This is a genomic window from Collinsella sp. TF06-26 (assembly GCF_002232035.1).
Taxonomy (GTDB): domain Bacteria; phylum Actinomycetota; class Coriobacteriia; order Coriobacteriales; family Coriobacteriaceae; genus Collinsella.
Genome location: NZ_NKXR01000006.1, coordinates 91,588 through 114,818, shown reverse-complemented (window position 1 = coordinate 114,818; position 23,231 = coordinate 91,588). Strand labels below are relative to the sequence as shown.

Annotated in this window: 19 protein-coding genes; 15 read left to right on the top strand and 4 right to left on the bottom strand. The window is 60.9% G+C overall.

The window, feature by feature from the left end; genetic code table 11:
* Positions 1-70: 70 nt before the first annotated feature.
* On the top strand, positions 71-673 hold the full coding sequence (locus tag CHY22_RS05190) for a GNAT family N-acetyltransferase (RefSeq protein WP_089572764.1): 603 nt from the start codon (positions 71-73) through the stop codon (positions 671-673).
* A gap of 374 nt (positions 674-1,047) precedes the next feature.
* Here CHY22_RS05190 and CHY22_RS05185 read toward each other — a convergent pair whose 3' ends face one another.
* Positions 1,048-1,770, bottom strand: coding sequence for a GntR family transcriptional regulator (locus tag CHY22_RS05185; RefSeq protein ID WP_089572762.1), 723 nt, complete (start codon positions 1,768-1,770; stop codon positions 1,048-1,050).
* A gap of 205 nt (positions 1,771-1,975) precedes the next feature.
* Between CHY22_RS05185 and CHY22_RS05180 the strand changes: the two genes are divergently transcribed.
* The 12 genes from CHY22_RS05180 (at position 1,976) to CHY22_RS05125 (ending at position 15,416) form a co-directional block, all read left to right on the top strand.
* Complete coding sequence (locus tag CHY22_RS05180; protein ID WP_089572760.1) at positions 1,976-2,968, top strand: SIS domain-containing protein; 993 nt, start codon at positions 1,976-1,978, stop codon at positions 2,966-2,968.
* Positions 2,969-3,261: 293 nt separating this feature from the next.
* Positions 3,262-4,344, top strand: coding sequence for a DMT family transporter (locus CHY22_RS05175; protein ID WP_089572758.1), 1,083 nt, complete (start codon positions 3,262-3,264; stop codon positions 4,342-4,344).
* Positions 4,345-4,548: 204 nt separating this feature from the next.
* Positions 4,549-5,472 carry a PTS mannose/fructose/sorbose transporter subunit IIAB gene (locus CHY22_RS05170; protein ID WP_089572756.1) on the top strand — a complete coding sequence of 308 codons (924 nt, stop codon included), beginning with the start codon at positions 4,549-4,551 and terminating at the stop codon, positions 5,470-5,472.
* A gap of 36 nt (positions 5,473-5,508) precedes the next feature.
* The gene (locus CHY22_RS05165; RefSeq protein WP_006235136.1) at positions 5,509-6,303 is read left to right on the top strand and encodes a PTS sugar transporter subunit IIC; all 795 of its coding nucleotides are present in this window, start codon (positions 5,509-5,511) and stop codon (positions 6,301-6,303) included.
* A gap of 13 nt (positions 6,304-6,316) precedes the next feature.
* The gene (locus CHY22_RS05160; protein WP_055252122.1) at positions 6,317-7,150 is read left to right on the top strand and encodes a PTS system mannose/fructose/sorbose family transporter subunit IID; all 834 of its coding nucleotides are present in this window, start codon (positions 6,317-6,319) and stop codon (positions 7,148-7,150) included.
* A 199-nt stretch (positions 7,151-7,349) separates the two neighbouring features.
* Positions 7,350-8,333: an SIS domain-containing protein gene (locus tag CHY22_RS05155; RefSeq protein ID WP_233502822.1), complete on the top strand. Its 984-nt coding sequence runs from the start codon at positions 7,350-7,352 to the stop codon at positions 8,331-8,333.
* Positions 8,334-8,489: 156 nt separating this feature from the next.
* A complete protein-coding gene (locus CHY22_RS05150; protein ID WP_158551166.1) occupies positions 8,490-9,119 on the top strand; it encodes an HAD family phosphatase in 630 nt (209 codons plus the stop codon).
* Between the two features lie 352 nt (positions 9,120-9,471).
* Complete coding sequence (locus tag CHY22_RS05145) at positions 9,472-10,479, top strand: YitT family protein (RefSeq protein WP_089572749.1); 1,008 nt, start codon at positions 9,472-9,474, stop codon at positions 10,477-10,479.
* 104 nt (positions 10,480-10,583) lie between these two features.
* A complete protein-coding gene (locus CHY22_RS05140; RefSeq protein WP_089572748.1) occupies positions 10,584-11,303 on the top strand; it encodes a GntR family transcriptional regulator in 720 nt (239 codons plus the stop codon).
* Between the two features lie 262 nt (positions 11,304-11,565).
* Positions 11,566-13,545: an ATP-dependent DNA helicase RecQ gene (locus CHY22_RS05135; protein ID WP_089572746.1), complete on the top strand. Its 1,980-nt coding sequence runs from the start codon at positions 11,566-11,568 to the stop codon at positions 13,543-13,545.
* 2 nt (positions 13,546-13,547) lie between these two features.
* Entirely contained in the window at positions 13,548-14,303 is a 756-nt protein-coding gene (locus CHY22_RS05130; protein WP_089572744.1) for a GntR family transcriptional regulator, read from the top strand.
* A gap of 144 nt (positions 14,304-14,447) precedes the next feature.
* The gene (locus tag CHY22_RS05125) at positions 14,448-15,416 is read left to right on the top strand and encodes an SIS domain-containing protein (protein WP_089572742.1); all 969 of its coding nucleotides are present in this window, start codon (positions 14,448-14,450) and stop codon (positions 15,414-15,416) included.
* A 133-nt stretch (positions 15,417-15,549) separates the two neighbouring features.
* Here the strand turns inward: CHY22_RS05125 and CHY22_RS05120 are convergent, their stop codons facing one another.
* A complete protein-coding gene (locus CHY22_RS05120) occupies positions 15,550-16,527 on the bottom strand; it encodes an L-lactate dehydrogenase (protein ID WP_089572739.1) in 978 nt (325 codons plus the stop codon).
* A 211-nt stretch (positions 16,528-16,738) separates the two neighbouring features.
* Here CHY22_RS05120 and metA point away from each other — a divergent pair, with 211 nt between their 5' ends.
* Positions 16,739-17,665, top strand: a complete 927-nt coding sequence (gene metA, locus CHY22_RS05115) for a homoserine O-succinyltransferase (RefSeq protein WP_055250586.1) — start codon at positions 16,739-16,741, stop codon at positions 17,663-17,665.
* 438 nt (positions 17,666-18,103) lie between these two features.
* On the top strand, positions 18,104-19,066 hold the full coding sequence (locus CHY22_RS09960; protein ID WP_143759213.1) for a hypothetical protein: 963 nt from the start codon (positions 18,104-18,106) through the stop codon (positions 19,064-19,066).
* 218 nt (positions 19,067-19,284) lie between these two features.
* Here CHY22_RS09960 and CHY22_RS05105 read toward each other — a convergent pair whose 3' ends face one another.
* A complete protein-coding gene (locus CHY22_RS05105) occupies positions 19,285-19,881 on the bottom strand; it encodes a 5-formyltetrahydrofolate cyclo-ligase (protein ID WP_089572738.1) in 597 nt (198 codons plus the stop codon).
* 123 nt (positions 19,882-20,004) lie between these two features.
* Positions 20,005-23,037: an insulinase family protein gene (locus tag CHY22_RS05100; protein ID WP_089572736.1), complete on the bottom strand. Its 3,033-nt coding sequence runs from the start codon at positions 23,035-23,037 to the stop codon at positions 20,005-20,007.
* Between the last annotated feature and the right edge of the window lie 194 nt (positions 23,038-23,231).

Genomic DNA, 23,231 nt, shown 5'->3' with positions numbered 1-23,231 from the left:
CCGTGGGTTATACCCTAAGAGCAAACCACCCTTTTTAAGGGTGGTTCTGATTTTGAGAGGGAAGGGTTGTATGGCCGAGATGTCCGAGCCGACGATTCGCCTGGCGACGCCCGATGATGCGGCGGCGTTGCTTGCCATCTATGAGCCGTATGTACGCGAGACGGCGATAACCTGCGAATATGAGGTGCCGAGCGTTGAGGAGTTCGCCGGGCGCATCGAGCTTACGCTCAAGCGCTACCCGTATTTGGTTATGGAGCTGGACGGGCACCCAGTGGGCTATGCCTATGTGAGCGCGCTTAACAGCCGCGAGGCCTATGACTGGTCGGTCGAGACGTCGATCTATCTGGCGCGCGACGTGCGCCACGGCGGGCTGGGCCGCAGGCTGCACGACGCGCTCAAGCAATGCTTGGTCGCGATGGGCATCACCAGCATGTGCGCGCTCATCGCCGTGCCGCACGATAAGGACGACGAGTATCTGACGCACAACAGCCAGGATTTCCATGCCCACATGGGATACCGCCTGGTGGGCGCCTTCGACCGCTGCGCGCAAAAGTTCGGCCGCTGGTACGACATGTGTTGGATGGAGCTGGTCCTAGCCGAGCGCATTCCCAACCAGCCCAAACCAACCTGGTTCCCCACACTTGTCACCCAAGGTTTCAAACCTACCATTTAGGGACAGGTTTTTGGCTGTCCTGTGGTATCAAATCGCCGCAAGAGGCGCGGCGTTCGTACGCTATTTTGACCTGAATCGTCCCCTCGGGACGCATTGCGAGCTAAGTGAGTAGACTTTTTGGCGCAGGGCAAGCACAAAGCTCATTCGCTTTAGTAAAACCGCAGGTTACAGGGGTGGCTGTTTTGGATGTGCTCGGCAGGTCGCGAAAAGTCTACTCACTTAGATTTACGGTGCTGGATATTCTGGGCAGGAACAGTTGAGCTTGGGCGGCGCGTGTTGCTAGGCGATGTTGGCATTTGCGCCATGCCAGCTTGAGATTTAATAAAAACCGCAGGTAAAACGTTTATTAGGTACATTTTGCCTCGTTTGGTGCGCTAGCCGATGGGCTCGGTGTATTTGGCGCGGTCGGTACGTTGGATGCGCTTGGAGACATGGAGCGGGCGACCGTCGGTGTCGTAGACGTAGTCGGTGATCAGGATCAGCGCCTGCCCGCGCTCAACGTTGAGCAAAAACGCCTCGTTTTGCGAGGCATAGCACACCTCAAAGGTCTTATGCCCCTGCGCCGGCGCACGATGGAACTCCTGGCGCAGCGTGGCGTAGAGCGAACCGTTGATATCGCGATCGATGAGCGACCCAAAGCTTGGCGGCAAATAGGTGGTCTCCAGGCACAGTGGCGCATCGTCCAGGTAACGCAGGCGGACAAGTTTGACAAGCTTGCTGCCCACGCTAGCGTCAAAGAACTTGGCCACGCTGCCCATTGCTTTGGCAAAGCCCGAGTCCACCGTGCGCGTGGTGGGCTTCATACCCTGGCCTTCGACCTGCTTGGTATAGCTCGAAAACACCAGGTTGTTCTCGTGGAGCGCCGGCGTGTCAGCCACAAAGGCGCCGCGTCCGCGCTCGGTGCGAACCAGGCCCTCGTCAACAAGCACCTTAAGCGCGTGACGCACAGTGCTGCGCGACAGGCCCGATTCGCCCATGAGCTCCATCTCGGACGGTAGCTTGTCTCCGCACGCGTAGATGCCGGCGGCGATGCGGTCACGCAGCGTACCCGCCAGACGCTCGTATTGGGCCAAGTTCTTTTTCGACGAAGTGCTCATGCGAACAACCTGTATCTAACCTGTATGCTTACTGAACCAAGCATGTATCCAACATGACAACAAAACCGCTGATAATGGATTGACGAAAACTTTACCAGCAAAATATCTAAGACAAATATAGCATACAACTAGTCGACATAACCAAAACATGTATGTAACTTGTATGCCATCAAGAGCATCAAACGAGAAGAAAGGCTGATGCACGATGACTACTCAGGAACAGGTTAAGGATGTCGTCTCCCAGGTTTTGGCTGACAAGGCAGACAAGGGCGGCATCAAGCGCGTCGTGTGGATTGGCGCCGGCGGATCCAACGGCGGCAACTATCCTGCTCAGTACTTTATGGAGCACGAGGCCACGCAGGTCGTGAGCTCCAGCTACACCAGCAACGAGTTCGTGCACGCAACCCCTGCCTACGTTAACGAGAACGCCCTGGCCGTCGTCGTGTCCATGCGCGGCACCAAGGAGACCATCGTCGCCGCCCAGGTCGCCAAGGACCACGGCGCCAGCACCATCGCCATCTATGTTGACGAGTCCGGCCTCACCGAGGTCTGCGACTACAAGATCCAGTACGACAGCTTGGCCGTTGACGAGTCTTGCATGGGCCGCACCAACTCCGCCGTCGTGACCATGATCGCCATGGAGCTCACGCAGCAGACCGAGGGCTATGCCGAGTACGAGACCGCTATGGCCGCGTTCGACTTGGTCGACCCCATCTATCGCAAGGCCGTCGAGTACACCCGTCCGCTCGCTGCTAAGTGGGCCGAGCAGAACGCCGACAAGCCCTGCATCAACGTCATGGCCCAGGGCCCGCTCTTTGGTGCCGCCTACGTCTTTAGCATCTGCAACGTGCAGGAGATGCTGCAGATCGACTCCTGCACCATCAACACCTGCGACTTCTTCCACGGCCCCTTCGAGATTCTGGACAAGCGCACCTCGCTGTTCCAGCTCATCAGCGTCGGCCGCAGCCGCTGCAACGACGAGCGCGGAATTCGCTTTGTCAACCAGTACGGTGGCGAGCGCGTCTACCAGCTCGACGCCAAGGAGCTCGGCCTCAACGACATCAAGGACAGCGTGAGCGAGTACTTCAACCACCTGATCTTTGCGCCGATCCTCAACAACGTGTACATGCGTGCGCTTTCTGCCGTCACCCACAAGGACTACATGACGCGCCGCTACATGTGGAAGCTTGATTATTAGTTACGGCGTTTTGCCAAACGCCGTAACCGGCCGACGCTGCAAACCCGCCAGAGCGGCAATCTGCCTTTCAGCTTCGGCGGCATGACCAGAAGGTCAATGCCGCTTCGCTTCAAGGCACCTTGCTCGCTCTGGCGGGTTTTCGCTGACATCGCCAAAACATCGACGATACCGTGGCTGGCGGGACACTCCCTTTGTCTAGAGATTTCCCGTTTGCCGATTTGTGCCTTGAAAAATGTATATAACGACTATAACGTAGTGTGAAACATATTGGAAACAATACCGAGGAGGCTGCGTTGAAGAAAAGCGATCTGGGCTATGTGCTGGTGCTGATCGCCGCGCTTATGTGGGGCAGCATCGGAATCTTTGTAAACGGCATCTCGGCCATGGGCGTTTCGTCCCAGAGCATGGCTGCCTTTCGCTTGTTGGTCGGAGCGCTTATCTTGGCGCCGGTCCTGATGTTTATGGGCTGCCATCCGGGTGAGGAGTCTACCGTGGTTCAGGGTCCGCTGACCCTGTTCAAGGCAAGCCCTAAAGAGCTTGTTTCCTGCGCGCTTGTCGGTATCGTCGGTTTGGCTGCCGCCAACACCTGCTATTACGAGTGCATGCGCGAGGTGGGCATGTCCACGGCATCGGTGCTGCTCTACACGTCGCCGGTGTTTGGCGTCGCGCTCGGCCGCGTACTTTATCGCGAGGACGTGACCCCCAACAAGCTCGTTGCCATCGCTTTTAACATAGGGGGCTGTGTACTTGCAGTAACTAATGGCGACCTTTCCGGTTTCCATTTTTCGGTTTGGGGCGTCACGTCGGGCGTGATTGCAGGCCTTTGTGGTGCGTCGCTCGCGGTGTTTAGCCGGATAGCAACCAAGACGGTCCACCCGCTGGCTGTCACGTTTTGGGGCTTTGTTTTTGGCGGTGCGGTTATGGCAGCTATCGCGGCTCCGTGGCCGGATGTCGCCGCGGCAATGTCGCCACAGCTGCTGCTGTTGTTCCTTGGCTTTGGACTCATCCCCACAGCCGTGGCTTACATCTTATATATGCAGGGTCTGTCCATGGGGCTCGAGACGTCGAAAGTTCCCGTCGTAATGTCATTCGAGACAGTCGTCACCGTACTGCTGGGCATTGGTGTCTACGCCGAGCCCGCCGGCGCGATCAAAGTTCTGGGCATCGTTTTGGTGCTCGCGTCCATCGTGATTATGAACACCGACTTTTCCAAGCTGCGCAACAGTGTGTTTGTCGGCCATGTCGTTGAGAGCATGACCTTTAAGCCCAACGCGTGGTGGACGGAGAAATCGCAGGACATGGATCTCTTCCGCGAGCGCACGGGCATTGCGCTGGAGCCCACCGTGCAGGAAAGCCCCTGGTACTTCGTGCGATAGGGGATTGGCGGTGTGTTTGAGCAGGTAGCGCCCGGCGTTTGATCGGGCGGCGCCTAGCCAGCGCCGACCTACCCAAGACCATCGTTTCGATTGCGTTAAACCCGCCAACGGTCGTTTTTCACCCGCGAACGGTTTATATACTAATTATCAATATAAGCAACGTATAAGACGTTATAATGACCATAACGAAAAGGAGGAGGCAAGATGAATCAGATCATTCTCGCATCTCATGGCGGCCTGGCCGCAGGCGCCAAAGACACGCTCGAGATGGTTCTCGGCGACGTGTCGAACGTCCACGTCGTGTCGCTTGCTCGTGACGACAAGGAGCCCATCACCAATAAGGTGGACGCCATGATCGCCACGTTCAACGCGGACGACACCGTGTATGTGCTAACCGATATGCTCGGTAGCTCGGTCAACAACAACATGGTCGAGCTTTCCAAGAACGGCACGAAGTTCACGGTTGTCAGCGGTTTCAACATCCCGCTGGCGCTCACGCTTGCTATGAGCCCCGCCCCCGTCAAGGGCACCGAGCTCGCGGCCCTCATCAACGAGGCCCGCACCGGTCTGACCAACCCCAACGCACCGGTCGAGGTGGCCGCGGCTCCCGCCAAGAAGGCTAAGGCGTCCCGTCACAGCTCCGGTCCCGCCAAGATCGTCCTCGCGCGTCTTGACTACCGTCTGCTGCACGGCCAGGTCGTCTTTACCTGGACCACTAAGGTCCAGGCCGAGCGCATCATCGTCGTCGACAACGCTGCCGCCAACGATGACATCAAGAAGGGCGCCCTTAAGCTGGCCAAGCCCCAGGGCGTGCGCCTGAACGTCTTCACCGTCGAGCGTGCCCTCGCCAAGATGGACAAGCTCAACACCCTCGGCGAGCGCGTCATGTTCGTCTTTGGCAACACGGCCGAGATGCTGCAGTTCTGCCAGGGCTACAAGCTCGACGCCATCAACCTGGGCGCCACCGCCAACCACGACGGTGCCGATCAGATTGGCGGCAAGGACAGCTCCGTCTTCCTCGACGCCACCCAGAAGGCCGACGTCAACCAGCTGCTCGACATGGGCATCAAGCTCTACGTCCAGCAGACCCCTACGTATCAGAGCGTCGACATCGACGCCAAGCTGTAATCAACCAGGCTTTTGCCTGACTGAAAGGAGAAGGGTATGAATACGTTCATCAGTGCGGTGCTCGTCGGCCTCGTCGGCGTGTTCTGCATGTGGGACTCCCGCCTGCTCGGTCGTCTTAACTTCGAGCAGCCCCTCGTTGGCGCTACGCTCGTCGGTCTGCTGCTGGGCGATGTACCCACCGGCCTTGCCGTCGGTGCCGCCGTCGAGCTCGTGTCCATGGGCCTGGTGCAGGTCGGCGCTGCCGTTCCGCCCGATATGGTCCTGGGCGGCATCGTGGCCGCTGCCTTTGCGTGCCTGACCGATGCTTCCGCCGAGACCGCCATGACGATCGCCATCCCGGTCGCCGTCCTGGGCCAGCTCCTCGGCATCGTGTTCCGTTCCATCATCGCCGCCCTCACCCATGTGGCAGATAGCGCGATCGATAACGGAAAGTTCAAGACCGCCTACCGCATGCACATCTGCGCCGGCTCCGGTCTGTACGCCGTCATGTACTTCCTGCCGATCTTCCTGGCCGTCTTTGTTGGCACCGACCTGGTTCAGGCCATCGTCAACATGGTTCCCGAGTGGCTGTCCACTGGTCTTAACGTTTCGACCAAGATCATGACCGCCTACGGCTTGGCCCTGCTGCTCACCATGATGATCAAGAAGGGTATGACTCCGTTCCTGTTCATCGGTTTCCTGCTCGCCGCTTACCTCAACCTGTCCGTCATCGCGGTCGCTTTGATCGGTGTGTGCCTGGCTGTCGTCTTCATGGGCTTCAAGTTCAACGGTTCCCATGCAGCCGCCGGTGTCGATTCCGACTACGATCCGCTCGAAGACGACGAAGACTAAGGAGGAACACACTATGGCAACCGCAACCAAGGACGTGTCCCTGAACAAGAAGGTCAGCCAGTTCTTCTGGCGCTCCTGGGCCATCCAGGCCTCTTGGAACTACGAGCGTCAGATGAACATGGGCTTCCTCTACGGCATGGTTCCCACGCTCGATCGCCTCTATCCGGATGAGTCTGATCCCAAGCAGCTCGCTGCTAAGAAAGAGGCTTACCACCGTCACATGGCGTTCTACAACTGCACCCCGCAGACGAGCGCTTTTGTCCTAGGCCTCGCCGCCTCCATGGAGGAGGAGTACGCCAAGGATCCCGAGAACTTCGATCCCGATTCGATCAACGCGGTCAAGACCTCCCTCATGGGTCCGCTTTCCGGTATTGGTGACTCCTTCTTCCAGGGCACCATCCGCGTCATCGCCTTTGGTCTGGGCGTCCAGCTGGCTCAGCAGGGCTCCATCATGGGCCCGATCCTGGCCATGCTCATCTCCATCGTGCCTTCCGTGCTGATCACGTGGTTTGCCGCCAAGATCGGCTACCAGGGTGGCCACGAGTACCTGAGCAAGCTCCAGGGCGGCGACCTCATGGAGAAGCTCATGTATGTCTGCGGCATCGTGGGCCTTATGTCCGTGGGCGGCATGATCGCTACACTGATCGGCGCCACCACCCCGCTGCAGTTCGCTGAGGGTACCGTCGTTATCCAGGACATCCTGGACGGCATGATGCCCCAGATGATCTCCCTCGGCCTCACCGGCCTTATGTACTGGCTCATCAAGAAGAACGTCAACACCGGTTGGCTTCTCGTGATCGCCATTGTGGGCGGCATCGCCCTCTCCGCGGCCGGCATCCTGGCCTAGTCGCGACCAAGCGCCTAACCGCTTTCCCCCGGGGGCCTGCCTGGCATCCCATACCCCAGGCAGGCTTCCATCCCTAAATGTGACAAAGGGACAGTTCCTTTGCCACATCCTCAACGGGCCGGCGACTCGGTCCAAACCACGGTAACCCTGCGAGCGCCCGGCAATGTGGCGCCGCAAAAAATCGAAAGGAATGTGTCAGATGTACGAGATCGACCTTAACCTCCCTAAGCAGATCGTCGCTGACGTCCTGTCCAACCACGAGATCCACAGCGTCGCCTTCGTCGGCTGCGGTGCTTCCATGTCCGACCTTTACCCTGCCAAGTACTTCCTGGCCAACAACACGGACAAGCTGAACGTTCAGATCTTCACCGCTAACGAGTTCAACTACGACACGCCTTCCTGGGTCAACGAGCACACCTTCGTGATCACCTGCTCCCTCGGTGGCTCCACGCCCGAGACCGTCGAGGCCAACAAGACCGCCAAGAAGCACAACTGCCCGGTCGTCTCCCTCACCAACAAGGCCGGCTCCGCTCTGACCGTCGACGCCGACCACGTCATCGTTCACGGCTTCCATGCCAACTACGCTGCCAAGTGCGAGAAGCCCGGCTACGCCATCGCCCTTGCTCTCGAGATCCTTCAGCAGACCGAGGGCTATGACCACTACGAGGACATGATCACCGGCCTCACCAACGTCTTCGAGCTCTGCGAGAACGCCGCTCAGTCCTGCAAGAAGCTCGCCAAGAAGTTCGCCGAGGACTTCAAGGACGACAAGATGATCTACTTCATGGCCTCCGGTGCCTCCGAGAAGATGGCTTATTCTCACGCCGCCTTCCTGTTCACCGAGATGCAGTGGATCGACGCCGCCGCCTACAACACCGGCGAGTACTTCCACGGCCCGTTCGAGGTTTCCACCGAGGGTAAGCCCTACGTCTTCTTCATGTCCGATGGTGCTACCCGTCCGATGGACGCTCGCGCCCTCACCTTCCTTGAGCGCATGGGCGCCAAGGTCGCTCTGATCGACTCCAAGGACTACGGCCTGGCTGACGCCGTGCCCGCGAGCGTCGTCACCTACTTCAACCCGCTGCTGCACCTCGCCGTTATGCGCGAGTACGGCAACCAGATCGCCGAGGCCCGTCAGCACCCGCTGACCATGCGTCGCTACATGTGGAAGCTTTCCTACTAATCACAAGTAAGTAGACCTTACGGGTTGATTGAGAGGGGATGGGGTTTGCGCCCCGTCCCCTTTTTGCTTTGGGGGCGTGTCTGTCGCGTCGCAAAACACCAGATAAAACCTACCAAAATAAACCTGTCCCTTTTTGGCAGGTGGGAGGAGATGCGTATGATCAAGGCGGTGCTGTTTGATATGGACGGCGTGCTGGTCGATACTGAGTGGTTCTACAACCGTCGCCGCGTGGCGTTTATGGAAGAGAAGGGGTTCCACTTTGACGAGATCCCCGATCTTTCGGGGTCTAACGAGCCCGCCATTTGGGAGGCGCTGGTGCCCGACGATGTTGAGCTGCGCGAGCGCCTGCGCGTGGAGTACAAGCAGGTCTACAGCCCGGACCATCCCGTTCCGTATGCCGAGCTACTCAACGAGCAGACGGAGCCGGTGATGCGTGAGCTGCACAAGCGCGGCGCGAAGTGTGCCATCGCGAGCTCGTCCTATCGTGAGCTGATTGACGAGCTGGTGGATATCGCCGGTATCACCGACGTGCTGGACTACACCATCAGCGGTCACGAGTGCAGTGCATTTAAGCCCGACCCCGAGATCTACCTGCGTGCCATGGAGGCGCTGGGTGTGGAGCCTACCGAGTGCCTGGTTATCGAGGACTCGCCTTTGGGCATCGAGGCCGGCAAGCGCTCCGGCGCGCGCGTCCTGGCACTGCGTCCGCACGAGGGCGTTAACCTGGACCAAACGGGAGCCGACGCCGTCATCGACAACCTCGCCGACATTCTGACCGCTTTGTAGCGTCAATTCGCCGCAAGAAGTGCGGATTCACACGTCTCTTGCGGTGGATTGGCTCATTTTGGCTTCGATTTGATCCGTTTGGCTTCGACTCAGGCTAAGTGAGTAGACTTTTTGGCGCAGGCCGAGCACAAAGCGTATCTGCCTTAGTAAAACCGCAGGTCACGGAAGTGGCAGCTTTGGGTGTGCTCGGCAGGTCGCGAAAAGCCTACTCACTTAGAATTTGGCTCTTTGGTTGGGGGGCTGCTGGCTCGTTTTGGTTGTCGAGAGAGGGTGAATTGAAGCGCCCTCTCGCGCTCCATGCTACAATCGCCGGCATGCCCCACAATTACATCTGCCTTCGAAAGGAGCCTACGTGGCGAACGCCATCGATCAGCTCACGGACCGCGTGCTCGTGCTCGGCCGTCTCACCATCGTCCGCCGCGCCATTACTGCCGTGGCGGTCACCATCTCCGCCGTTCTCCAGACATTTCTGATTCAGGCGTTCATTCGCCCCGCCGACCTGCTTCCGAGCGGCCTCACCGGCGTCGCGGTCCTGCTCGATCGCGTCACCTCGCTCGGCGGCGTTCATATCGACATCTCGCTCGGCATGCTCGCGCTCAACATCCCCGTGGCGCTCCTTTGCTGGAGCGGCATCAGCAAGCGCTTCGTCATCTTCTCGATGATGCAGGTCATGCTCTCGTCGCTGTTCCTCAACATCTTTCACTTCGCCCCGTTTTTGGGCGACAAGATCATGCTCATCATCTTTGGCGGCGTGGTCTCGGGCCTGGGCGCCGCCATCGCGCTTAAGTCCGGCGCATCCACCGGCGGCACCGACTTTATCGCGCTGTGGGTTTCCAACCATACAGGCAAGACCATCTGGGGCGTCATCTTTGGCTTTAACTGCGCTATCCTGGCGATCTTTGGCTTTATGTTTGGCTGGGACAATGCGGCGTATTCCATCGTGTTCCAGTTTATTTCGACCAAGACCATCGACAGTTTCTACCGACGCTACGACCGTGTGACGCTGCAGATCACGACACGCAAGGCAGATGAGGTCATGACAGCCTATGTTGACCATTTTCAGCATGGCATTAGCTGCGCCGAGATCATTGGCGGATACAGCCGCGAAAAGATGTATCTGCTGCACGCCGTTGTCTCGACCTACGAGAGCCAGGACATTATCAAGCTGGTGTGCGATATTGATCCCGGCGCCGTGATCAATGTGTTCCACACGCTCAACTTCGTGGGCGGCTGGTGGGGCGGTCATGTCGACGAGCCCATGCCCACGGCCGTACCCGATCCCGACAAGCCCGCGCGCATGGCCAGCAGGCAGGCGCGCCTCAGCGAGCAGGACAGTCTGCAGCAGGACGACGGCAAGTAAGGATTTGCTGTATGTGGTGTATCGTTTTATCAAACTGATGTAACATATAAAAAGACGTTATATACGTATTAGTTATTTCGCTATTTTGATAAGAGTGATCAGATATGCCCGCACCCAAAAATGCACCGCTTTACCAGCAGATTTACGACGAAATCAAGGATGCGATCGAGAAAGGTGTTTATGCACCCAAGGAGCGTATCCCGTCCGAGCTTGAGCTTGCCGAGCAGTACGAGGTGAGCCGCATTACGGTGCGCCGAGCCGTCGAGGAGCTGTGCTCCGATGGCTACCTGGTTAAGCAGCAGGGCCGTGGCACCTTTGTTTCCACACCGCACATCAACCGCCAGTTCCACGCTTCGACGCTGCAGACGTTTACCGCGCTGTGTGCCGGCAACGGCATGAAGGCCGGTGCGCACGTGGTCGATCGCCAGATCGTTCCGGCGCGCCAAAACGAGATGGAGTTCTTTGGTCTGCAGAAGGATGCGCTGCTACTGCATATCAAGCGCGTGCGTACGGCCGACGGCGAGCCCATCTTTGAGGAGAACATCTTTGTGCCGTTTGACGCCTACCGTGAGCTGTTGACGGCCGATCTTGAGGACAAGTCGATTTTTGCCGAGGTCGAGCGTGTTGGCGGAACGCCGATTGTCTCGGTTGGCTACCGTACGGTCGAGGCCGTTCGAGCTAATGCCGAGCAGGCGGCCGAGCTGGGCATTGCCCCGCATGATCCGCTGCTCAGCCTGCGCGCCGGCTTTACCGGTCCCAACGATGAGCCGGTTTTGCTCGGCAAACAGTACTACGTGGGTAGCCGCTACGTCATGGTGATGTAAGTTACGCGGTTTTACCAAACCGCGTAACGGGCCGACGCTGCAAGCCCGCCAGAGCGGCAATCTGCAGAATGAGCGTGGATAATCTCCCGTTTTTGGTTTGGTGACGGGTTCAAAGTGGGAGATTATCCACGCTCATCCGGAAAGTGTCCAAAAATCCACGCTCGTTCCCTTCGGATTGTATCGCCCGCGGCCGGCAGCCGTGCGGCACCGGTCCGCGTGGCGGCGTATAATCGGCGGCAGACGACTTGGACGTTAGGAAACCATGACCGAAAGCATGCAGCAGATGGCGCTCGACACGCTCGGCGCCTATTTTGGCTACACCTCGTTTCGCCCGGGGCAGGACCGCATGGTCGATGCGATCCTTGCCGGTCGCGACGCGCTGGGCGTTATGCCCACGGGCGCCGGCAAGTCCATTTGCTACCAGGTGCCCGCGCTCATGCTGCCCGGTATCACCTTTGTGGTGAGTCCGCTGCTGTCGCTTATGGAGGACCAGACCCGTGCGTTGCTCGCGGCGGGTGCGCGACCCAGCTATCTCAACTCCAGTCTTACTCCGGCCCAGCAAAACACCGTGCTCAAACGGGCGCGCGAGGGCCGCTACCAGCTTATGTACGTGGCGCCCGAGCGCCTGCTCGAGCCGCGCTTTTTAGCCTTTGCCCAGGAGGCCGCGGGTTCCGCCGGCATTGGCGTTCCGCTCGTGGCCATTGACGAGGCCCACTGCGTAAGCCAATGGGGCCAGGATTTCCGCCCCGCCTACCTGCAGATTCGCGAGTTCATCGATTCCCTGCCGCAGCGCCCCATCGTGGCGGCCTTTACCGCTACGGCGACTGAGCGTGTGCGCGCGGACATTCAGCAGATGCTCGGCCTGCAAAATCCCGCGACGGTGGTGACGGGCTTCGATCGCAAGAACCTCTACTTTGGCTGCGAGGAGATGGGCGACAAGGCCAAGGCAGCGTGGGTGCGCGACTATGTGATTGCGCATTCGGGCGAGAGCGGCATCGTGTATTGCTCGACCCGCAAGACGGTCGATGCGTTGGCAGGCGAGCTTGCCGAGGCGCTGGGCCCCAGCGGCATTCGCGTTGGCCGCTACCATGCCGGCATGGGCAACGACGCCCGCCGTCAAAGCCAGCGTGCCTTTATCGACGATGACATCCAGGTGATGGTTGCCACCAACGCCTTTGGCATGGGCATCGACAAGCCCAACGTGCGCTACGTAATCCACAACAACGTGCCCGAGAGCATCGAGGCCTACTACCAGGAGGCGGGCCGCGCCGGCCGCGACGGCGACCCGGCCAGCTGCCACTTGCTGTGGAACGGCAACGATTTTCGCATGCGTCGCTTTCTGATCGACCGCGGCGATGCTGCCGACGAGGCGCTCGACGACGAGCAACGCGCGTGGGCGCTTCAGAATCGATATCGTCTGCTCAACCAGATGGAGGGCTACTGCAATACTACCGGCTGCCTGCGCGAATACATGCTGCGCTACTTTGGCGACGAGGCCGCGACCGAGCATGCCGCGGCCGGTACGGGCGGCACCGCCCCGGACGAGGCCGAGGGCTGCGGTAACTGCAGCAACTGCCTCACGCAGTTCGAGGCCGAGGACGTCACCGATATGGCCCGCGCCGCCGTGCGCTATGTGGCCACGCGTCCCATGCGCTTTGGCAAGTCGCTCATCGCCGACGTGCTTCACGGCGGCAACACCGAGCGCATTCGCCAGATGCATCTGGACGAGGACCGCGGCTACGGTGAGCTGTCGAGCGAATCGGTCGGGCGCATCAAGGATATCATTGGCCAGCTGTGCGGCCGCGGTTATTTGGCCACCTCGCAGGGGCAGTACCCGGTCGTGGGCCTGGGTCCGCGTGCCGGCGAGGTCGAGGACGAGGCGTTTGCCTTTACCGTTAAGCGTCGCGCATCCAAGCGCAAGGCCTCGGCCCGTGCTCGCCGTGCGGTGGATCTGCTGCGCGAGGAGGCCGAGCTGGATCAGCGCCCGCGCGTGGGCGACGATGCCGAGCTGTTCGAGCGCCTGCGTACCCTGCGCAAGGAGATCTCGACCGAGCTCGAGATGGCGCCGTACATGGTCTTTTCCGACAAGGCCCTGCGCGGCCTGTGCCGCCTGCGCCCGCAGACGCGCGACGAGCTGATTCAGGTCAACGGCATTGGCGAGAAAAAGGCCGATGCCTTTGGCGAGCAGTTTATGGCGGCGATTGAAGAGTTTGAATCCGAGCATGCGCGGGATGGAGCGTAACGATGGCAACCGACGATAAAACCGACCGCGCTGGCGTATCCGCCGTACCGCTGTACCAGCAGGTCATGGACGACCTGAAGGGCGAGATCGCGCGCGGCGTGTATGCGGCCGGCTCGCGCATCCCTTCCGAGATGGAGCTCGCGAAGTCTTACGGCGTGGGACGCATCACCGTGCGCCGCGCCATCGAGGAGCTGTCGCGCGCGGGATATCTCAACCGACAGCAGGGGAGGGGCACCTTTGTGTGCGCTCCCAAGCTCAAGCGCAAGATTGTCCAGAAAGGCGACGTCCAGAGCTTTACTGAGGGTTGTGCCGCCAACGACATGGTGGCCGGAGCGCGTCTGGTGTCGCGTACGGTGGTCGCGGCGACGCGCGAGGATGCGGCGTTTTTTGGGGTGGAACCCGGCTGCGAGCTCATCGTGGTCGAGCGCGTGCGCACGGCAGATGGCGTGCCCGTCATGCTCGAGAACAACGCCTTTGTGCTGGCCGACCACCCGTATCTGCAAACGATGCGCGACGAGGACCTCACGGACAATTCCATCTTTGCGCTCGTTGCAGAGCATTCGGGCCGCGCGCCGCTCAAGTCCGATCCCTGCACCGTGGAGATTGCGCTTGCCGATGCCCAGGCAGCCCCGCTGCTGGAGGTACCGGTTGGTGAGCCGCTCTTCTATATGGAGGCGTACTTTACCGATGCGGACGAGCGGCCCTTGCTGCTCGGACGCCAAAAGATCGTGGGCTCGCGCTACGTCTTCGACATCTAACGTCCACAGATAGAACAACATAGAACAAGTTTGGCGAAATGGCTTCACGAGCGTCGTTGTGCGTGCTATAAATAGAACAATATAGAACGACCGCAGGTACGAGCCATCGTCGTTCAAAACCGCCACAAAAGGAGGGGCATCACCATGAACGCACACGATCTGATTCAGGAAATTATCGAGCGCAAGTGTAAGATCGAGAACGTCTTTTGGATCGCCTGCGGCGGTTCGATGATCGACCTGATGCCGGCTAACGAGCTGCTCAAGCGCGAGGCCACCACGTTTGCCTCGACGGTCTACACGGCACGCGAGTTTTGCCTGATGGCGCCCAAGAGCCTGGGGCCGAAGTCGCTCGTCGTCGCCTGCAGCCACAGCGGCAATACGCAGGAGGTTGTCGATGCCTGCGAGATGGCGCTCGCCGCCGGCGCCGAGGTCGTGACTATGACCGACTACGCGGGCTCCAAGATCGACAACGGCAAGTGGACCACTTGGGTCTATCCGTGGGGCAAGGGCGAGTCGCAGGCCGAGGTCCCGCAGGGCATTGGCGTGCTAATGGCTGCCGAGCTGCTCGACCAGCAGGAGGGCTACGAGGCGCTCGCCGACATCTACGCCGGCCTTAAGCAGATGGACGCGCTGCTGCCTGCCGCCCGCGAGAAGCTCAACGCCGAGCTGGGCGATCACTTTGCCGAGCTCTGCCAGCAGCACAAGTTCTTCTATATCCTGGGATCCGGCCCCAACTTTAGCCAGACCTACGCTATGGCCATCTGTTCGCTCATGGAGATGCAGTGGCAGCACTGCTGCTACATCCATTCCGGCGAGTACTTCCACGGTCCCTTCGAGGCCACCGAGCCCGGCGTGTTCTACTTTGTGCAGCTCGGATCGGGTGAGTGCCGCCCCATGGAGGAGCGCGCACTTGCGTTCCTCAACACGCACACCGATACGGTCATGGTACTCGATGCGCTCGAGTACGGCCTGGGCGACGTGCCCGCCAGCGTGCGTTCGTTCTTGGAGCCGATCTTCTTCTACGCGATGAGCTGCGAGCTGCGCGCCGCCCGCGGCAAGGTGTTCGACCACAGCCCCGAGGTTCGTCGCTACATGGGCATCGAGCAGTACTAAGTAACGGGAAAACCATTCACCTTCGATTCGCAAGGGCGCAGCGCGAGTCAAAAAAGCGGGCCGCGCCGGGGATTTCCGGCGCGGCCCGCTTGGTATCGCGCTTAGATTCGCGAGGTGTCGCGGCAACCGACGCTTACTTGGCGTCGTAGGCCTCGGCATCCCACCAGTCGAGCTGGGCGATGTTGTCGCGGATGTGCTGGCAGCTCTTGTGGAAGCCCTCGAGCTCGTGCTCGGAAAGGTCGAGCGTGTAGACCTCCTTGACGCCCTCGGCGCCGATCACGCACGGCAGGGAGGTGAAGATGCCCTCCTCGCCATACTGGCCGGTCATAAGCGTAGAGGCCGAAAGCACGGCGTGCTCGTTGTGCAGCACGGCGGCACAGACGCGCGCGGCGGAGTTGGCGACGGCGTACTCGGTGCACTGCTTGCCCTGGTAGGTTACGTAGCCGCCCTTGCGTGCGAGCTCCTCGACCTCCATGTGGTCGAAGGCGTACTTGTCGGGATTCTCGGCCTGAAGCTCGTTAAGGCTCTTGCCGGCGATGGTCGCGGCCTTAAAGGCGGCAAGCTGGCTAAAGCCGTGCTCGCCGATCATGTAGGCGTCGATGGACTTGGGGCTCACGCCGACCTTCTTGGAGATCTCGGTGCGCAGGCGGGCCGAATCTAGGCCGCAGCCCGAGCCGATGATCTTCTTGGGATCGTAGCCGGTCAGGTGCCACAGCTCGGTGCACACGACGTCGCAGGGGTTGGAGATGCTCACGAAGATGCCGTCGAAGCCGGCGTCGACAATGCGCTTGGCAAAGGTGCGCGCGGCGTCGGTGGTAAAGAACAGCTCGCCGTCGCGGTTACCGGCGGCCAGCGCGACTTTGCCGGCGGCGTTGACGATGACGTCGCAGCAGGCCAGCTCCTCGTAGTGGTCGTAGCAGTTGACGATCTTGGTGTTGTACGGGACAAACGAAAGGGAGTCGCGCAGGTCCTGGACCTCGGACGTCACCTTGGCATCGTTGATATCGCACAGGTACAGCTCATCGGCAATGCCCTGCATGAGCAGGCTGTTGGCGACATGTGCTCCTACGTGGCCCTGGCCGACCACACCGATCTTACGCGTCTGGTACATATATGTATCCTTTCGGCCGAGTTTTTCGCGTCGAACCATTGTAGCGTCCTGCCGCCACTTTGCTAGGCTAAAGCGCCGTAGATTTTTGGGACATGCCTTAATCTCTACTTTTGGAGTGATTTGGGCCGCTGGCGGCATCACTGGGCGATGTGCTCGCGCGGATGGGGCCGCTCGTTGTACCATAGCTGCAACTGACTCGTAAGGAGCATCCATGCCCATTCGCATCCCCGACGCCCTCCCTGCCGCCGCGCAGCTCGAGAGCGAGAACATCTTTGTCATGACCGAGTACCGCGCGCTGCACCAGGACATCCGTCCGCTGCGCGTGCTCATCCTCAACCTCATGCCCACCAAAATCGCCACCGAGACGCAGATCATGCGCAAGCTCTCCAACACGCCGCTGCAGGTGGAGGTGGACCTGCTGCGCACCAAAACGCACGAGGCCACGCACGTGAGTGCCGGCCACCTGGAGACGTTCTACCGCACGTTCGACGACATCCGCGACATCCACTACGACGGCCTGATTATCACGGGCGCGCCGGTGGAGCAGATGCCGTTCGAGGAGGTCGACTACTGGCCCGAGCTCTGCCAGATCATGGATTGGTCCACCACGCACGTGCACTCTACGCTGCACATTTGTTGGGGCGCGCAGGCCGGTCTGTACCATCATTACGGTATCCAGAAGTACGATCTGCCGGCAAAGGCGAGCGGCGTGTTCGAGCATTATCTGGTGAAGCCGCAAAGCCCGCTGGTCCGCGGCTTTGACGACCGTTTCTATGCCGTGCATTCGCGCAACACCGATGTGCGCCGCGAGGACGTGGAGGCCGAGCCGCAGCTTGAGGTCGTGGCCGTGTCCGACGAGGTGGGCCTGTACATCGTCAAGTCGACCGACAGCCGTCGCTTCTTTGTCTTTGGCCATCCCGAGTACGATACCGACACGCTGCGTCTGGAGTACGAGCGCGACGTGAAGCGCGGCCTCAACCCTCAGGTGCCGGCGCATTACTTCCCGAACGACGACCCCACCGCCGAGCCGCGCAACGTCTGGCGCAGCCAGGCTCAGCTGCTCTACACCAACTGGCTCAACTACTACGTCTACCAAACCACGCCCTACGACCTGGCCCGCGCCGGCGAAGAGCACTAGGCCGCTGTCGTGGCTGTGGCTGCGGCGGTTACCGTGGCCGCTACGCGACGAGCGTGGATAATCGGACGCATGTTGAATGAGCGTGGATAATCTCCCACTTTTGGTCGAGGAACAGGCCCAAAGTGGGAGATTTTCCACGCTCGATTTTTCTGCGGCTGTCGTAGGCGGCAGCACCACGCGTCGAGTGTTTACGGACAGCATCGCAAACTAGGTAGTTTCGAGCCACAGCATATTTTCTTTTAAGGAAATCGACGGCTTTTGAGGCATAAAGATGTGGAGACAGGGACCTCTGGACAACCGCTCTACCTGCAGATATAGAGCATTGGCCTAAAACGTCCAAAACCGTCAAGCATTTGGTCAGCTGCTGGACAGCATTTGGTCAGACTTCGCATGAAACCGTCTGGTACGTTGGCGCCGTTCCAAGAGTTTGGAGGCGACATGGCAAACATGACGGCGAATCAAAGACTTGCAGGTCACATTAAGGCATGCGAACAGCAGATGAGCTGCGTGTACGCGCGAACTGCGGCGGAGGCAAAGCAGATTGAGCGACGGGTGGCGGCGGGAAGTCTCGAGGCGGTCATGCCAGGGCTGTATGCGCGTCCGGAATATTGGTCCGAACTCAAGTTTCGACAGCGTTATCTGCATCGGGTGCGGGCCCATGCGCAAAAGCATCCCGACTGGACGTTTTGCTCCTATACGGCGGCTGTTATCTATGGCCTTTCGGTTTCGCATGCCAATTTGACGCACATCCATATCGCCGTGGCACCGGCACAATCAACGACGCCGGACTCTCAGGTCGTTCGCCATCGTTATGTTCGTCAAACACGGGCCACCCAGATGGACATTGCCGTGACCGATATCGATCAAACGATTACGGATTGCCTGGTCGATGCATCGTTTGTCGAGGGACTGATCATTGCGGACTCGGCGCTTCATGAGCAGCTGTTGTCGAAGGAGCATCTCGTTGAGGCAGTCAACAAGCTTGGCTTAAATCGTCGCGGTGTTGTGACGGCGCGCAGGGTTGCACGGTATGCCGATGGCCTGTCGGAAAGCGGTGGCGAGTCCAAGGCGCGCGCCCTGATGATCGAGCGCGGCTGGCAGACGCCGGAGCTGCAAATTGAGCTGTTCGACCCGGTTGAGCCGGGACGGCCGTATCGCGTCGACTACTTGTGGCGCGTGGAAGATCGGCTGATCATCGGGGAATTTGACGGATTCGTTAAAAGCGAGAAGGCAGCGGAGGAGGGCAAGCTCGCAAAGGCGCAGTTTGATGAGCGCCAGCGCGAGTCGAGGCTTTCGCTGCTTGATAACTGCAGGATCGTGCGCTTGTGCTGGGATGATCTGAGGGATCCGGCAAAGCTCGATCGCAAGCTCAAAGTTGCCGGCGTGCCGCGTGCATGTTGAGGCGGTTGCGGGGCGTTAAGCTGCACGAGCGCGGATAATCGGACACACGAGCGCGGAAATCTGGACGCGCGTTGATTGAGCGTGGATTTTCAGACATACGAGCGTGGATTATCGGACGTTTGAATAATGAGCGTGGATAATCTCCCGTTTTTTGCCCCCGAACAGTCCCAAAGTGGGAGATTTTCCACGCTTATCTTGCGGGTGCGATACAACGACATTTAGGCGCTGACGATGTTGGGCAGCGGCAGGTCGTGGGCGTCGGTGGGAACGTGGTCGACACGCTGCTCGTCAAAGGCGATGCCGATGATTTGGCATGCGGGCGAGAGCATGGGCAGGTAGCGGTCATAGCAGCCGCCGCCGTAGCCCAGGCGCGCGCCGGCGCGGTCGAAGGCTACGAGCGGCACGACGATCATGTCGAGAGCTTCGGCAGGCACGATAGGGAAGCGGTTGCTGCCGATGTCCGCGGCAGCGAAGGCTCGCGTGGGATGAGTGATAAACGGAGCCGCGGACGCATCGTCGGCGGCAACTGCCCGCATGCACATACGCTGGCCACAAGCTGCGGCTTCGGCTGCCGAGAGCATGCACGGATAGGCTGCGCGCCAGCCGCGCGCGGCGGCCGCAGCGGCAAACGCGGCAGGGTCTGCCTCGGAACCCATCGCGGCATAGACGGCAACGGTGCGCGGCGCCGCGGCATCCAAGCGGCCCAGCAGCTCAACCAGCCGTGCACAGATATCAGCAGACTTCGCTGCCCGCAAGTCCAAATCAAGAGCATCGCGCCGAGCAATCACCGCCCGCCGCAACTCAGCCTTATCCATTCCAGCCCCCTCTCCCAAACCTACCAAAAAGGGACAGGTTTATTTTGGCAGGTTTTATCTGGGCAAATGTCGAAACCACCACAAAGGTGCCTGTCCCCTTTGTGGTGGTTTTGCTTGCTGTGGCTAGCCCAGCAGGTCGACTACGTTGAAGTTGGCGTTGCTCTTGGCGATGACGTCGCGGCCGCCAAAGACGCAGGTGGGCGACTCGGCTGCGATGCGCGTCACGTCGGTGCCGAGCGAGCGCAGCTCACCGGGCGTGGCGGCGAGCATCTGGGCGCGACGCTCCTCGCGCGCATGCGGATCGAGCCCGGCCAGGTAGGTCGTGTTGCGGCGCTTGGTGAGCGCGTACGGCTTCACCGGCGCGTCCATGCCGCTCACGCAGCTCACGATAAAGCCCTCAAAGGCGGCTTCGTCGGGCTCAAAGCTGCCAAGCCATGCACCCGCGCGCTCCACGCGCTCAATCGAAGGATCGATCGCCGGGTCGCGGTAGGTGTAGAACGCCGCCTGACGCTCACCTGCCGCGCGGAATCCGCAGCCGTACGCCCCGCCCTTCACGCGGATCTCGTTCCACAGGTAGTCGTAGGAGAGCGCGTTGGCAGCCACGGCCCAAGTGCCTGTCACGTCGAGCCCCAAGCGACGCGGGTCGCACGCGCTTGCCGCAAAGCAGATGTCGCTGGGGATCACGAAAGCCTCGTGGCGGTCGCACGGCGCCGGCACCACGAGCGCGTCGCGGCCGGCACCATCGCCCGCGCCAAGCCCTAGGTTGCCCGCGGCATCCCAGTACGCGTCAAAGTCCTCATCGCTGCCGGTAAAGCTCGCCATGCAGCCATCGGCCACAAAGATGCGGCCTGCCAGTTCGGTAAGCTTGGCGCGCAGGTCGTCCAGGCGCTCGTCAAAGTGGTCGAGCAGATCGCGCAGGAACAGGTAGAAGTCCACGCCCGAAAGCTGCTCGCGCACCACGGCCGAAGGCGAGCTGTAGCTCATCGCGCGACCGAGCGCCGCCGAGTGACCGTTGTTGATAAAGCCCTGCTCAAGCCCAATGCGAATCTGCGTGAGCACGTCGCGCACGCGGTCGGCGTCGGCATCTGCCAAAAGCGTGCTCGACCATACCTCGCGCGGCAGACTCGCCAGTGCATCAATCTTCTCGGACAGGGCGCCGGCGCTCACCAGCAGGTAGGGGCGCACGCCGTCCACGTCGGGCTGGGTCATGACTTCGGTCGTAAAGCTCAAAAAGCCCAGCTTGCCAGCGAGCAAGTTGTCGAGTTCCTCGGCCGAGTGCTCGCGCGTGGGCAGCTGCTTAAGCAGGCGGCAGAGCAGCGTCACATAGGGCAGGTCCTCAAACGCGACGCAGCTCAGGTCGAAATACTGCATGGCGTAGGCCAGACGGTTGGTGGGGATGCCGTGGCGCAGGCAGGGAATGGGCGCAGTCGTGTCCACAACCAGCGGCGGCTCGGGGCGCGCCTCGCCAATGTCGGACACGCGCAGACGCGGCAGCGTGGCCTTGGCCTCGGGCGCGTCTTCCGCCTCCTGGGCGGCACGCAGCGCGGCCGTGCGCTCGACCACGTCTGCCAGCTCGGCATCGGTCATGGCGTCGCGCTTGGCGGTGAGCTCGGCGGCCTCGGCACCCTCCGAACCCTCGTCGGCGTCCACCGGCACCAGCTCGACCAGTGCCAAGTGGTCGTTTTCCAGCACCAGCTCGCGCAGCAGGTCCTCAAAATAGCTGCCGTCCAGCTCGCTGCGCAGCTCCTCGTACACCGGGCCGTACTTGAGCGCCAGCGTCGCGGCGTCGTCATCGTAGAGCCACGTGCTCAGCGCGTCGCACGCAATGGCCACGCCGTCGGCGATGCCGTAGTCGCGCTGGCGCAGATCGTATTCGTTGCTGCTGATGATGGCTTCCAGGCGCTCGCGCGGAACGCCGTGCTCGCACAGGTCGCGGCAGGCGTCCTGGAACACGCGGCGCAGCTCGCGCGCCACGCCGGGCTGCGCGTTTTGCAGCATGATGAGCTCGTAGGGCTGCAGGCACTCGGCCGCGGTGTAGCTCACCACGTTGCCGCCCAGGCCGGCGGCCAGAATGGCCTTCTTAACCGGCGCTTCGTTGGAGCCCAGCAGCGCCTCGAACAGGATATCCGCCGCGATCGTGCGCTTGCGATCGAGCGCGCTGCCCAGCACCAGGCCCAGGCCCACCAGGGCGTTCTCGGGCGTGGTGGCCATCTTGACGCGCTTGTACTCGCAGGTCACGGGCGCCTGCACGTCCAGCGGATTGGGCGCCAGCGCGGACGGGTCCTCGCTGGCGGCGACGGCAGCGTCCATGCGGCGGCTCGCGGCACTCGGCTGCGACAGATAGCGCTCGTCCAAAAAGGCCAACGCTCGGTCCACGTCCAGGTCGCCGTAGAGCGTGATGTAGGAGTTGGAGGGGTTGTAGTGGCGCGCGTGTGTGTCCAGGAACTGCTCGTAGGTGAGCGCGGGAATCGCGCGCGGGTCGCCGCCGCTCTCGTGCGCATAGGCGGTGTCAGGATAGAGCGCGGCGTTGACGGCGTCGTCCAGCACGCTCATGGGATCGGACAGCGCGCCCTTCATCTCGTTGAACACCACGCCGTTATAGCGCAGCGTGCCCTCGCGCAGGCTGGCGGGGCTGCCGTCGCCTTCGACGTCCTCCGGCAGGTCTAGCTCGTAGTGCCAGCCCTCCTGCTCAAAAATGGTGGGCTTGGTATAGATGGCCGGGTTGAACACCGCGTCCAGGTACACGTCCATCAGGTTGTACAGATCCTGCTCGTTGGTGGTGGCGACGGGGTAGATGGTCTTGTCGGGGTAGGTCATGGCGTTGAGGAACGTCTGCATGGAGCTCTTGATCAGATCGACAAATGGCTCCTTGACGGGGAACTTAGCCGATCCGCACAACACCGAGTGCTCAAGAATATGGAACACGCCGGTGGAATCGGCCGGCGGCGTCTTAAAGCCAATGGCAAAAGCCTTGTTCTCGTCGTCGCACGCCAGGTACAGCAGGCGCGCGCCCGATGCGGCGTGGCGCAGCACGTAGGCGTCCGAGTCGAGCTCGGGCACGGTCTCGCAGCGCTCGACGGCAAAGCCGTGGCAGGTGGTGCCGGGCACCAGCAGTGCGGCGGCAGCGGCGCGCGGGTCGGTTGAGGTGGTGAGCATATGCAGTCTCCTTTGACGCCCCAGCGGGGGCGAATCGAGTCGAATCCCCGAGAGTATACCCATATGGGGCCTTCGACCAATCTGCCGCACGAGCGTGGATTTTCGGACACACGAGCGTGGATTTCCGGACGCATGCCGAATGAGCGTGGATTTTCGGACGAAATCGGCCGCCAAAAGCCCAAAAACCGTCCAAA

What these genes read in the sequence shown, in the direction of transcription:
- CHY22_RS05135 (WP_089572746.1), top strand. Translation starts at nt 11,566, where the DNA reads ATGACCGAAAGCATGCAGCAGATGGCGCTCGACACGCTCGGCGCCTAT.
- CHY22_RS05100 (WP_089572736.1), bottom strand. Translation starts at nt 23,037, where the DNA reads ATGCTCACCACCTCAACCGACCCGCGCGCCGCTGCCGCCGCACTGCTG.
- CHY22_RS05190 (WP_089572764.1), top strand. Translation starts at nt 71, where the DNA reads ATGGCCGAGATGTCCGAGCCGACGATTCGCCTGGCGACGCCCGATGAT.
- CHY22_RS05155 (WP_233502822.1), top strand. Translation starts at nt 7,350, where the DNA reads ATGTACGAGATCGACCTTAACCTCCCTAAGCAGATCGTCGCTGACGTC.
- CHY22_RS05185 (WP_089572762.1), bottom strand. Translation starts at nt 1,770, where the DNA reads ATGAGCACTTCGTCGAAAAAGAACTTGGCCCAATACGAGCGTCTGGCG.
- CHY22_RS05160 (WP_055252122.1), top strand. Translation starts at nt 6,317, where the DNA reads ATGGCAACCGCAACCAAGGACGTGTCCCTGAACAAGAAGGTCAGCCAG.
- CHY22_RS05165 (WP_006235136.1), top strand. Translation starts at nt 5,509, where the DNA reads ATGAATACGTTCATCAGTGCGGTGCTCGTCGGCCTCGTCGGCGTGTTC.
- CHY22_RS09960 (WP_143759213.1), top strand. Translation starts at nt 18,104, where the DNA reads ATGGCAAACATGACGGCGAATCAAAGACTTGCAGGTCACATTAAGGCA.
- CHY22_RS05150 (WP_158551166.1), top strand. Translation starts at nt 8,490, where the DNA reads ATGATCAAGGCGGTGCTGTTTGATATGGACGGCGTGCTGGTCGATACT.
- CHY22_RS05105 (WP_089572738.1), bottom strand. Translation starts at nt 19,881, where the DNA reads ATGGATAAGGCTGAGTTGCGGCGGGCGGTGATTGCTCGGCGCGATGCT.
- metA (WP_055250586.1), top strand. Translation starts at nt 16,739, where the DNA reads ATGCCCATTCGCATCCCCGACGCCCTCCCTGCCGCCGCGCAGCTCGAG.
- CHY22_RS05170 (WP_089572756.1), top strand. Translation starts at nt 4,549, where the DNA reads ATGAATCAGATCATTCTCGCATCTCATGGCGGCCTGGCCGCAGGCGCC.
- CHY22_RS05120 (WP_089572739.1), bottom strand. Translation starts at nt 16,527, where the DNA reads ATGTACCAGACGCGTAAGATCGGTGTGGTCGGCCAGGGCCACGTAGGA.
- CHY22_RS05130 (WP_089572744.1), top strand. Translation starts at nt 13,548, where the DNA reads ATGGCAACCGACGATAAAACCGACCGCGCTGGCGTATCCGCCGTACCG.
- CHY22_RS05125 (WP_089572742.1), top strand. Translation starts at nt 14,448, where the DNA reads ATGAACGCACACGATCTGATTCAGGAAATTATCGAGCGCAAGTGTAAG.
- CHY22_RS05180 (WP_089572760.1), top strand. Translation starts at nt 1,976, where the DNA reads ATGACTACTCAGGAACAGGTTAAGGATGTCGTCTCCCAGGTTTTGGCT.
- CHY22_RS05140 (WP_089572748.1), top strand. Translation starts at nt 10,584, where the DNA reads ATGCCCGCACCCAAAAATGCACCGCTTTACCAGCAGATTTACGACGAA.